Source organism: Priestia sp. ABM2_011 (assembly GCF_056158845.1).
Genome location: NZ_JBSWUB010000001.1, coordinates 379,566 through 391,290, shown reverse-complemented (window position 1 = coordinate 391,290; position 11,725 = coordinate 379,566). Strand labels below are relative to the sequence as shown.

At 39.1% G+C, this 11,725-nt stretch carries 15 protein-coding genes; all 15 read right to left on the bottom strand.

Annotation, left to right across the window (positions count from 1 at the left end; translation table 11 throughout):
* Positions 1-26: 26 nt before the first annotated feature.
* The 15 genes from wecB to rpmE all read right to left on the bottom strand — a co-directional run bounded on the left by wecB (position 27) and on the right by rpmE (position 11,677).
* Entirely contained in the window at positions 27-1,178 is a 1,152-nt protein-coding gene (gene wecB, locus ACXAE4_RS02105) for a non-hydrolyzing UDP-N-acetylglucosamine 2-epimerase (protein ID WP_034263678.1), read from the bottom strand.
* 22 nt (positions 1,179-1,200) lie between these two features.
* Entirely contained in the window at positions 1,201-1,830 is a 630-nt protein-coding gene (gene upp, locus ACXAE4_RS02100) for a uracil phosphoribosyltransferase (protein WP_013059810.1), read from the bottom strand.
* A gap of 213 nt (positions 1,831-2,043) precedes the next feature.
* Positions 2,044-3,288 carry a serine hydroxymethyltransferase gene (locus ACXAE4_RS02095; protein WP_013059811.1) on the bottom strand — a complete coding sequence of 415 codons (1,245 nt, stop codon included), beginning with the start codon at positions 3,286-3,288 and terminating at the stop codon, positions 2,044-2,046.
* Positions 3,289-3,405: 117 nt separating this feature from the next.
* Complete coding sequence (locus ACXAE4_RS02090) at positions 3,406-3,957, bottom strand: TIGR01440 family protein (protein WP_289578586.1); 552 nt, start codon at positions 3,955-3,957, stop codon at positions 3,406-3,408.
* A 35-nt stretch (positions 3,958-3,992) separates the two neighbouring features.
* A complete protein-coding gene (gene rpiB / locus ACXAE4_RS02085) occupies positions 3,993-4,454 on the bottom strand; it encodes a ribose 5-phosphate isomerase B (RefSeq protein ID WP_028411981.1) in 462 nt (153 codons plus the stop codon).
* 79 nt (positions 4,455-4,533) lie between these two features.
* Complete coding sequence (locus tag ACXAE4_RS02080) at positions 4,534-4,962, bottom strand: low molecular weight protein arginine phosphatase (RefSeq protein ID WP_028411980.1); 429 nt, start codon at positions 4,960-4,962, stop codon at positions 4,534-4,536.
* Between the two features lie 231 nt (positions 4,963-5,193).
* Positions 5,194-5,754: a manganese efflux pump MntP gene (locus ACXAE4_RS02075; protein WP_028411979.1), complete on the bottom strand. Its 561-nt coding sequence runs from the start codon at positions 5,752-5,754 to the stop codon at positions 5,194-5,196.
* Positions 5,755-5,821: 67 nt separating this feature from the next.
* The gene (locus tag ACXAE4_RS02070) at positions 5,822-6,862 is read right to left on the bottom strand and encodes an L-threonylcarbamoyladenylate synthase (RefSeq protein ID WP_028411978.1); all 1,041 of its coding nucleotides are present in this window, start codon (positions 6,860-6,862) and stop codon (positions 5,822-5,824) included.
* 192 nt (positions 6,863-7,054) lie between these two features.
* Positions 7,055-7,501 carry a GNAT family N-acetyltransferase gene (locus ACXAE4_RS02065; RefSeq protein WP_033580397.1) on the bottom strand — a complete coding sequence of 149 codons (447 nt, stop codon included), beginning with the start codon at positions 7,499-7,501 and terminating at the stop codon, positions 7,055-7,057.
* Positions 7,502-7,586: 85 nt separating this feature from the next.
* A complete protein-coding gene (spoIIR, locus tag ACXAE4_RS02060) occupies positions 7,587-8,351 on the bottom strand; it encodes a stage II sporulation protein R (RefSeq protein WP_475237310.1) in 765 nt (254 codons plus the stop codon).
* Positions 8,345-8,479 carry a hypothetical protein gene (locus tag ACXAE4_RS02055; protein WP_475235356.1) on the bottom strand — a complete coding sequence of 45 codons (135 nt, stop codon included), beginning with the start codon at positions 8,477-8,479 and terminating at the stop codon, positions 8,345-8,347. Before ACXAE4_RS02055 ends, spoIIR begins: the two co-directional genes overlap by 7 nt.
* Before the next feature lie 121 nt (positions 8,480-8,600).
* Positions 8,601-9,452: a peptide chain release factor N(5)-glutamine methyltransferase gene (prmC, locus tag ACXAE4_RS02050; RefSeq protein WP_028411975.1), complete on the bottom strand. Its 852-nt coding sequence runs from the start codon at positions 9,450-9,452 to the stop codon at positions 8,601-8,603.
* On the bottom strand, positions 9,452-10,519 hold the full coding sequence (prfA, locus tag ACXAE4_RS02045) for a peptide chain release factor 1 (RefSeq protein ID WP_013059820.1): 1,068 nt from the start codon (positions 10,517-10,519) through the stop codon (positions 9,452-9,454). Before prfA ends, prmC begins: the two co-directional genes overlap by 1 nt.
* Positions 10,520-10,657: 138 nt before the next feature.
* Positions 10,658-11,272: a thymidine kinase gene (locus ACXAE4_RS02040; RefSeq protein ID WP_153252841.1), complete on the bottom strand. Its 615-nt coding sequence runs from the start codon at positions 11,270-11,272 to the stop codon at positions 10,658-10,660.
* Positions 11,273-11,476: 204 nt separating this feature from the next.
* Positions 11,477-11,677 carry a 50S ribosomal protein L31 gene (rpmE, locus tag ACXAE4_RS02035; RefSeq protein ID WP_013085477.1) on the bottom strand — a complete coding sequence of 67 codons (201 nt, stop codon included), beginning with the start codon at positions 11,675-11,677 and terminating at the stop codon, positions 11,477-11,479.
* Positions 11,678-11,725: the final 48 nt, after the last annotated feature.

Sequence of the window (11,725 nt, the reverse complement as noted above, 5' to 3'; positions counted from 1 at the left end):
TTTCATGTGAAAGGTGTTTAGAAATCTTACGAAAGCGGATTAAAAGCTTCCGGTCTGTTTTCACGGCGGTTGAAATAGTAGCTAATAGCATCACAAATGCGTTTAGAAGCTAAGCCGTCTCCGTAAGGATTCGATGCTTGTGACATTTGCTTATATACGTCTTCATCTATTAACAGCTCTTTTGCTAGCATATAAATCGTTTCTTCTTCCGTGCCTGCTAGTTTGAGCGTTCCTGCTTCAATTCCTTCCGGGCGCTCTGTTGTATCGCGAAGTACCAATACAGGTACGCCTAATGAAGGAGCTTCTTCTTGAACACCGCCCGAATCTGTCAAAATAATATGAGCGCGCTCAGCGAAGTTATGGAAGTCAATTACATCTAACGGTTCAATTAAATGAATGCGCGGGTCATTTCCTAAGATATCGTTTGCTGTTTCTCTAACTACTGGATTCAAATGAACAGGATACACAACTTGCACATCTTCATGTTCATCTACAATACGCTTAACAGCACGGAACATATTTTTCATTGGTTCGCCTAAATTTTCGCGGCGATGTGCCGTTAACAAAATAAGACGATCATCTCCCAATTTCGTTAACACTTCATGCTCATATGTCTCTTTTACTGTTGTTTTTAACGCATCGATAGCTGTATTTCCAGTCACAAAGATTTGCTCTTCTTTTTTGTTCTCTGCTTGCAAATTAGCTGCAGACTTATCTGTTGGAGCAAAGTGCAAATCAGCGAGAACACCTGTAAGCTGACGGTTCATTTCTTCCGGGTATGGAGAATATTTATTCCATGTGCGCAAACCTGCTTCAACATGCCCGACCTGAATCTGATTATAAAAAGCTGCTAGCCCAGCAATAAACGTCGTAGTTGTATCACCGTGTACAAGTACCATGTCCGGCTTTACTTTTTTCATTACGTCGTCCAAGCCTTGTAATCCTCTGGTCGTTACGTCCATAAGGGTTTGGCGATCCTTCATAATGTTCAGGTCATAGTCAGGCTGAATGTCAAAGATGCTCAATACTTGGTCTAACATTTCACGGTGCTGAGCCGTTACTGTAACAATTGCTTCGAACTCTTCTGGTCGCTTTTTAAGCTCTAATACTAGAGGAGCCATTTTAATTGCTTCTGGTCTTGTCCCGAATATCGTCATTACTTTAATTGGCTGCTTCATGTTCATCACCCAAATCTACAAATTATTTTGTACCGAATAAACGATCCCCTGCATCACCTAAACCTGGAACAATATATCCATGGTCATTTAATTTTTCATCTAATGCTGCAATGTAAATATCTACGTCAGGGTGTGCTTCTTTTACAATTTCCACGCCTTCAGGAGCAGCAATTAAACACATAAATTTAATGTTTTTAGCGCCTCTTTTTTTCAGAGAGTTGATTGCTTCTACAGCTGACCCTCCTGTTGCAAGCATAGGATCTACTACAATAAAGTCACGCTCTTCTACATCATTAGGTAGCTTTACATAATATTCAACAGGCTGTAATGTTTCTGGATCACGATATAAGCCAACGTGTCCAACTTTAGCAGCTGGCATTAGTTTTAAAAATCCATCTACCATGCCGATACCAGCACGAAGAATTGGAACGATACCAAGCTTTTTCCCTGCAATAACTTTTGACTTTGTTTTGCAAACCGGTGTTTCAATTTCAACATCTTCTAGCGGTAAATCACGTGTTGCTTCAAAAGCCATTAAGCTTGCCACTTCATCAACTAATTCACGAAACTCTTTCGTTCCCGTTTTTACATCGCGTATGTAAGTTAATTTGTGTTGAATAAGCGGGTGATCAAATACGTATACTTTGCCCATTGATATCTCTCCTTATATATAAAGATGTACACATTAAAATACCATTCAACGAATTGAATGGTACGTACTAGTAAAAACATATCTCTTGCTAATTAAATTTATACATTGCATTCATTTTACAGAAAAAAGTTTTTGAGTTCAAGCATTATTCAAAAAATGATTGGATTGCTACCACTTTCTCCATAAAAAAACAGGCACAAAGGCCTGTCTCTCTTAAAGTGATTTATACATTTCAAACTTGCTTGTTAAAGCTTCAACGCGTGTTTTAGCTTCAGCTAACTTTTCTTCATCTTCAATATTTTTAAGCGTTAATCCGATGATAGAAGCAATTTCATCCATCTCTTCTAAGCCAAATCCGCGAGTTGTAACCGCAGCTGTACCAATACGGATACCGCTTGTTACAAATGGGCTTTGCTCATCATAAGGAATTGTATTTTTGTTTGTTGTAATACCTACATCATCAAGCGCTTTTTCAGCTACTTTACCTGTCAAATTCATTGAGCTTACGTCGATTAACACAAGGTGATTGTCTGTTCCTTCAGATACAAGAGCAAATCCTTCTTTCTTTAATCCTTCTGCTAAACGATTAGCATTGTCGATGATATTTTGAGCATAGTGCTTAAACTCATCTTGTAATGCTTCACCAAATGCTACTGCTTTTGCAGCGATAACGTGCATCAATGGACCACCTTGAATACCAGGGAAGATCGACTTATCAATCTTTTTCGCAAATTCTTCTTTACATAAAATCATACCGCCGCGTGGTCCGCGTAGTGTTTTATGTGTTGTAGTTGTAACGAAATGAGCATGTGGCACAGGATTTTGATGAAGTCCTGCAGCTACTAGACCAGCAATATGAGCCATGTCTACCATTAAATAAGCGCCTACTTCATCAGCGATTTCACGGAAACGCTTGAAGTCGATTGCGCGTGGATATGCGCTTGCACCAGCCACAATTAATTTTGGTTTGTGTGTACGAGCTTTTTCTAATACGTCATCGTAGTTAATGCGATGTGTTTCGCGATCTACACCATATTCGATGAAATTGTACTGAACACCACTAAAGTTAACAGGACTTCCGTGCGTTAAGTGACCGCCGTGCGATAAATTCATACCAAGTACTGTGTCTCCAGCCTCTAAAACAGTGAAGTATACAGCCATGTTTGCTTGTGCACCTGAGTGAGGTTGAACGTTCACGTGCTCTGCTCCGAAAATTTCTTTTGCACGATCACGAGCTAAGTCTTCTACTACATCCACGTGTTCACAACCACCGTAGTAACGTTTAGCTGGATAGCCTTCAGCATATTTATTTGTTAAAACTGAACCTTGTGCTTCCATTACCGCTGTTGTTACAAAGTTTTCTGAAGCAATTAGCTCAATCTTAGTACGTTGTCTTTGTAATTCATCCTTGATCGCATTATAAACTGCTGGATCTTGTTGCATTAGTTGTTTCTCCATCAAAATCCTCTCCTCGTTTCGTATTCGCAATGTTCGTTATTTGTTAATTCAACTACATTGTAACATGATTTATTTAGAATAAAAAAGAAAAAATGTGTATTATTTTAATATATTTAATTACGAAAGTTCGTAAAACGCTCTCATTCCACCGATTAGTTTTGGACGCGTCTTTGCTAAAGTAACATGAGCGTGTCCAACTGCGTTCAACGTACAACGAACGGGTACTGCGACATGCTTTAAATGCATACCAATGAATGTATCTCCAATATCAATCCCAGCATCAGCTTTAATAAACTCTACTAAAACAGGATCTTTAAGCTGGCCATAGGCCTGTGTAGCCATTGCTCCACCTGCTTTATGAATAGGAACAACACTAACGATTTCTAAGCGTTCTTTACGAGCTAATTCTCTTTCTACTACCAGTGCTCGATTAAGATGTTCACAGCATTGAAATGCTAAGTGGACACCCGTTTTTTTTCGAAAATCTGCTAGTGTATCAAAGATCATTTCTGCAACTTCCATTGCGCCTGCGGTTCCTATTTTTTCACCACTTACCTCGCTTGTACTGCATCCAATGACAAGTGTATGTTCTGAAGATAACTGCACTTGTGCTGAAAAATCAGATAAAACTGTTTCCAACTGCTCTTTCCATTTCGTAAGTTCAGACACGTTTTTCTTCCTTTCTTCCATTGAATACGTTCACATTATGCCGTTACTGTTGCATCACTTTGCTGCTCATACTGTTTAATTTTATTCACGCGATTTTCATGTCGCCCGCCTTCAAATTCTGTCGTTAACCAAATTTTCGCAATTTCACGTGCAAGTCCCGGCCCAATGACGCGTTCACCCATTGCTAAAATGTTGCTATCATTATGTTCTCTTGTGGCTTTTGCACTAAACGTATCATGCACTAGAGCGCAGCGAATTCCCTTTACTTTATTAGCTGCTATGCTCATACCGATGCCTGTTCCGCAAATAAGAATGCCTCGACTTACTTCTTGGCTCGCCACTTTTTGAGCAACGGGAAGTGCATAATCCGGATAATCGACAGATGCTGAGCATTCACACCCTAAATCCACATATTCAATATTTAATTCTTCCATTAAAGAGATAATTTCCTGTCGTAAATTTATACCGCCGTGGTCAGATGCAATAGCTACTTTCATCTTTGTTTCCTCCTCATACATACCTTCATCTTCTACTAATTTTTGTTCAGTTTAAGTCTGCAAAAATTTATGGGACCTTTTATAATTTGTCGACTATTTTGTTAATCATACGCTCTAACTCTTCTAAAGTCTGTTCATACGTCTGTAATGATCCGCCAAACGGATCAGATACTTCACCTTGCTCGCCTGCAAATTCTTTTAGCGTAAATAATTTATCACTTACGTATGGAGCTTGGTTCAAAATTAGCATTTTATGCTGCTCCGTCATCGTAAAAATATAAGTAGCCCACATCAATTGTTCTTCCGTTAATGCTGCCGAAGCATGAGAACAAGCTATGCCTTTCTGTTGAAGGGCAACTTGTGCATGAACAGAAGCTTCACTTCCATTTGAAGCGAATACACCTGCAGACTTCACGTTTATTCCATCTATTTTTTTAGCTTTCAGCAACGCTTCTGCCATAGGGCTGCGGCACGTGTTTCCTGTACATACAAATAAGATGTTTTTCAAGATACATCCTCCCTTGCTTTCACTATGTGCGACTATGTTGATATTCCACCCTATTGTATCTCTATTGCTTGCATAAATCCAGTTAGCTTTTTTGGGTATTTTTTATCCATAATCTCTTTATTTATCTTGAAAAAAACACCTTCGCTTTCCTTTTTTTATTGCTGTAATCTAAAAGAAGCAAAAAAAGACCATAACCTGCATGGTCATGATCCTTTACCTATTTATATATAGTTAAAAAGGTAATAGCAATTTGATGCCAAAAGCTAATAAAATGCTCCCGCCCAGTGCCTCACTATATGAACCAAGCCAGCCTTGTACTCTTCTGCCGAGCAACAGTCCTAACCAAGTTAATAGCATACTCACTACCCCAAAAACAATAATGGTCAAAAACGTTCTTGCCCCAAAAATACCTAAGCTAAGTCCAACAGAAAAACTATCTAGACTCACGCTGAGCGCAAAAAATAACAGTCCAAAGCCAACTGGTTTGATAAACGGCGTATCGTCATGCTTAAAGGAGGAATAAATCATCTGCGCCCCAAGAATCAGCAATAAAATTCCACCGCCATAGGTAGCAAACATTCCAAGTTTATCAGACAAAAGTCGTCCAATAAACATGCCCAATAGCGGCATCCAAATATGAAATATACCGATAACAACACCAATGTAGAAAATTTGGCGAAAGCGTAAACGAATTAACCCCATTCCCAAACCAACTGAGAAAGCATCCATTCCTAAGGCAAACGCCATAATGACTAACGTGATCATTTCACTAATTAACTGAGATACATTCATCTTTACCCTCCTCGGACGTGCTCCTATTTCAAAATATGCACATTCGAAAAGGTTTAGAAGATGAATTTTATTGCTTAATCACGTGATGTCCTGCAGCTTTCATTAATCGATTCATAACGGCATGACCGACTCCTTCTTCAGAAAAACTTTCACTAACGATAATATCTACATCGCACTCATTAAATGAACGAAGAGACTCATATAAGTGGCTAGCAACCGTCTCTAAATTTGAGCGAGATCCACATGTAATGACGGCATCGGCTTTATACACATTTTCATGTTCAGATGTCGTTAATACCCCTACTCGCTTACCCTGATCTTGATAGTGATCAATAATAGATTGGAAAAAATCTGAACTGCCGTCAACAATGACAAGCGGTGCATCAGGTGCGTAATGCGTATATTTCATACCTGGAGATTTTGGCGCTTCTTTATCACTTATTAACGCTCGATCTACTTTTACGGGACCAATTACACTTTCTAACTCTTTCTGAGTAATGCCGCCTGGACGTAAAATAATAGGAATCTCTTCAGTACAATCAAGGACAGTCGACTCTACTCCTACCCCTGTCGCTCCTCCGTCTACAACTCCGCTAATACGCCCTTCTAAATCATTCATCACGTGGTGAGCTAAAGTGGGGCTTGGCTTGCCGGAGAGGTTTGCACTAGGAGCCGCGATAGGCAAAGCCACTTTTTTCAATAATGCAAGAGCTACCGGATGTGATGGCATTCTCACTGCAATGCTGTTTAAACCAGCCGTAACCTTATCTGAAACTTGATCTTTTTTAGGTAATATCACAGTAAGAGGACCTGGCCAAAAAGCATCAATCACTTTCTCTGCTTTTGAAGGAATTGACTCTACAAATGTATGCAGCTGCTCTTTATCTCCAATATGAACAATAAGAGGGTTATCACTAGGACGTCCTTTCGCTGCAAAAATTTTATCCACAGCTTTATCCGATGTTGCATCTCCTCCTAATCCATACACCGTCTCTGTAGGAAAAGCAACCACTTCGTGGTTGCGCAGCAAATCTGCTGCTTCTTCTATCTGTGGATAAATATCTTTTTCGTTCATAAAATTATCCACAACCCATAACTTAGTTTCCATCTTCTTCAACTCCTTTTTCTTTCTATATCTAGGTTTTTTTTACTTTAAAAGTACAATATGTATCAAAAACAGTAAAATACATGTATTCATTATATCAGCAAACAAGCTTTATCCACAAAATGTGGATAAAGCTTAGGTTTTTGTGAATAACATTGTGGATACCCCATTAAAATGATTTATCCACATTTCCTTTTAACTAGCTGCATAAAACATCACGTAGACATCCTTAGGATTTGGTAACTGTTTTAAATACGAATGTTCTTTTAACAAATCAGGTAGAGCACTATAAGATGTTTGCTGAAAATTCATCATTTGAAAAAAATGCAGAGAGGATGCCTTATTTGTTAGTAAATATAGTTGCTTTACACCATGCTTTTGAGCCAGCTGAACGATACTTTTAAATAGCAGCAGAATATCAGATTGCATCAAAGAAGGTGACACGACAAGGGAGCGAAGAATTCCGTCCATGCCTTCTTTTTCAAACCCAACTGTTGCTAGCAGCTCGCCTTCTTCACTTTCCATGATGACAAATTGATGTATATGTTCTTCTACACCCGCTGTGCTAATACCCGCTTTTTGTAAAAACTTCTGAATTCGAATATAATCATTTTCACTGGCAATTTTTAATTGTTCTCTCATTTTAATCACCTCAACTTGTTTTCTAGTAACAAATCTATGAGATGGTTAAAAAAAGTAGAACTGAATTTTATTTTTAATGATTCTATTAATTAAATACGGACGATACCCATTCTACTACAAAAAACTTAACTTCTACAGAATCTTCTTTCGATTTAGCATCAGCTTTTTTCTTAGATGAAACAGACTTTTCAGCTTCCTTACTTTCCTTTTTCTCAGCCTTAGCGCTTGTTTCTTCTTTCGCTGTGTTGCTTGTATCCTTTGCAGCTGCTTCTTTAGAAGATGCCGTTGGTTGAGAAGGTTCCTCAGCTTTCTGCTTAATAGAATCCGATGTAATAGTTGCAGATTGAATTTCTGTCTTCACTGCGGGTTCTTTACTTTCAGCCGACGTATCATCTGTTTTGTCTGCAGATTTTAATTCAGAAGCTGCTGGTTTTTCTTTTTCTACCTTTGGTTCTTCTTCAGATGGCTCTGGCGCTTTTACCGCTTCACCGTTTGAAAAATCTAAGAAGCATAAAGGAGGAAATAGTACACACCACCAGTTTGCTCCTTCTCCTTTACCAAGAGTAATAAGCACGGCTTCATACTCACCTGCTGGATATAAAAACTGACCGTACAACTTAGTAGGAAACTCTACTTTTCCGAATTTAACGTGAACAGATTCATTTACGCCTTCTTCTTTTAGCACTTCTTTCGCAATTGTCTCAAGCGCTGGCAAATTTTCTTTAATTGTTTTTCGAGCTACAGTTACAGATGTTAAATCTTTTACCCATTCTGTAATTTGTTCGTTCACACGGTCACGAATCAGACGTTTTACGTACTGATCTTTTTCACCGTCGCTGTTTGCTAAAATACGCAGTCGAATTGCCTCGTCTGGAATGACTGCAGGCTGATTGCCTGCACTTGGTTATGTGTATATATAAGTTGAGCATTTGCTCCAATAATTAATAAAATAAAATAAATGATAGCATATTTCTTCATTTCGGCCACCGCCCTTTCATAGGAACAGTATGGCCGAAAGCAAGATATCTTAAACTAGTAATTTAGTAAAAAAATGCATGATTTTTAAAAACCAAAGGGAAAATCATTCCCTCTGATTTTTTTAGTTATCACGAAGTTGTGCAAAAACCATTCGATCTTTTCCATTAATATCATATACACATTCTACAAAAGCTGTCGGAAACGTTTTTTGCAGCATCTCAGCTACATCTTTTGTCTGTCCGGCCCCCACTTCAAATCCAATAATACTGTTTGACTTCGTCACATATGGCAACTCTTCCATAAAACGTCGATAAAAATCCAGACCATCTTTTCCACCAAAAAGAGCTCGATTTGGCTCATGATCTTTTACCACTGTGGACAATTCATCATCTGCTGGAATATAAGGCGGATTAGACACAATTACATCAAATTTCTGATTTGATGATAGGAATGGTTGTAATAAATCTCCCTGTATAAACGTGACAGCAGCGTCCAGATTTTGAGCATTCTCCTTGGCTACATTTAAAGATTCTATAGCTATATCTGTTGCTGTAACATTGACGCTGTCAAGCTCCAACGCTAAAGTGATAGCAATCGCCCCACTTCCCGTTCCAATATCGACAAGCTCAATAGACTGGTGTTGAAATTCTTTTTTCATTCGAGAAATCATTCCATATACGAGCTCTTCTGTTTCCGGTCTTGGAATTAATACATGTTCGTTTACAATAAATGAACGTCCGTAAAATTCTTCTGTCCCGATGAGATATTGTACAGGCATCCCTGCTTTATGAGCATGGACATCTTGTTCAAATCTTTTTAGCGTTTCTTCTTCTAGTTCTTCCTGCAGAGCACCTAGCAAATGAGTTCTCGTCATCTGTAAGTGATGGCGAAGCAAGAGTTCTCCCGCGTTTTCATCTCGCTTTGCCTCTTTCAAAAAAGAAGAAGCCCACTTAAGGGCTTCAAATACTTTCATTAGTTCGAATCTTCCATTCGGCGCGCTTGGTCTTCCATTACTAATGCATCGATGATTTCATCAAGCTTGCCTTCTAAGATTTGATCTAGCTTTTGAATCGTCAGACCAATACGGTGGTCCGTTACGCGATTTTGCGGGAAATTATACGTACGGATACGCTCAGAGCGATCTCCTGACCCAACTGCTTGTTTGCGCGTTGCATCGTACTCTGCTTGTGCTTCTCGCTGGAATTTGTCGTACACGCGAGCACGCAATACTTTCATTGCTTTTTCTTTATTTTTAATCTGAGACTTTTCATCTTGACATGATACCACTGTATTTGTTGGTAAATGTGTTAAACGAACTGCCGACATCGTCGTATTAACACTTTGGCCACCAGGTCCACTTGAAGCAAATGTATCTACACGGATGTCTTTTTCATGAATGTCCACTTCAACTTCTTCCGCTTCAGGAAGACAGGCTACCGTTGCTGTAGATGTATGAATACGACCGCCTGATTCTGTTTCAGGAACTCGCTGAACACGGTGTGCACCGTTTTCAAATTTCATCTTTGAGTACGCACCTTTACCGTTAATCATAAAGATAATTTCTTTATAACCGCCTACTCCAGTAGTCGTTGCTTCCATTACTTCTGTTTTCCAGCCTTGTGATTCAGCAAAACGAGAATACATGCGGTACAAATTAGCTGCAAATAACGCTGCTTCATCTCCACCAGCCGCTCCACGAACCTCCATGATTACGTTTTTATCATCGTTTGGATCTTTTGGAATTAATAAAATACGTAGCTTTTCAACTAGCTCTTCTTGCTGCGTTTCTAACTCGGCAATTTCTTCTTTGACCATGTCGCGCATATCTGCATCAAGCTTATCTTCAAGCATCGTTTTCGCTTCTGATAACTGCTCTTTCACATCTTTGTATTCCTGATAAGCGGCTACCGTTTGTTGTATATCTGATTGTTCCTTCGAATATTCTCTCAACTTAGAGGGGTTGTTTACGATCTCAGGGTCACTCAGAAGTTCGTTTAACTTCTCATAGCGCGCCTCTACCGCTTCTAAACGATCAAACACGTCATTCACCTCATTCTTTATCCATAACATTGTAATTATAGTATAGCTTTAAAATAGAGTCAAAACCTTGTTAATACACGTATATGAACAAAAAAACAGAACTGCGCGTTCTGTTTTTATCATCATAAAATTCTTGCTTTATTTTTCGACCATTTCGCTTGAGTCCACAGACACAGCCTGTCCTTTGGACTTTTGCACAACGTGGCAATGACGACATCTTGGTTCGTACGATTCAGACGCACCGACTAAAATAATAGGGTCGTCATAAGAAGCAGGCTCACCGTTAATCAAACGCTGCGTACGGCTCGCAGGAGAGCCACATGAAGCGCATACGGCCTGTAGCTTTGTTACCGATTCTGCAATAGCCATTAACTGGGGCATTTGTCCAAAAGGTTCACCTTTGAAGTCTTGGTCTAACCCTGCTACAATCACACGAAAGCCTTGATCTGCTAAAGATTGAACAATTTCTAAAATATCTGTGTCAAAAAACTGTACTTCATCTATCGCTACTACGTCTGTCTCTTCATTTACTCGCTTTAAAATATCGCGCGATGCTGAGATTGAATAAGCCATAACAGATGTACCATTATGTGAAACGACAGCTTCTTCACTATATCGATTATCAATTGCAGGCTTGAACACTTGTGCTTTTTGTTTAGCAAACTGCGTACGGCGCACACGTCGAATCAACTCTTCTGATTTCCCTGAAAACATACTGCCACAAATTACTTCTATCCAACCGCTTTGTTTCATTACGTACACCACTGCGGGACTCTCCCTTCTTCTCGTTCCGTTTCTGAGCGAACCGCTACTAACTTAATCTACGTCTTCTATGTAGATCTTATTCCTATGATAAAGTACCCACTTTTTTATCAAGCAGACACTGTTTTTCTACTTTTTTAAGCAAAAAAACAGGCAAGAAGTTAAGCTACTTGCCTGTTTGTTTCGACAATGTGATTATTTAAGACCGTATTTTTTGTTGAAGCGATCAACACGGCCACCAGCTTCAGCGAATTTTTGACGACCAGTGTAGAATGGGTGACATTCAGAACAAGTCTCAACGCGGATCTCTTCTTTTACAGAACCACTTTCAAATTCGTTTCCGCAAGTACATTTAACCATAACTGTTTTATAGTTTGGATGAATTCCTGTTTTCATTCGTTTCATCTCCTTCCGCCCTGAATCATTCTGAAACAGAGTTTATTG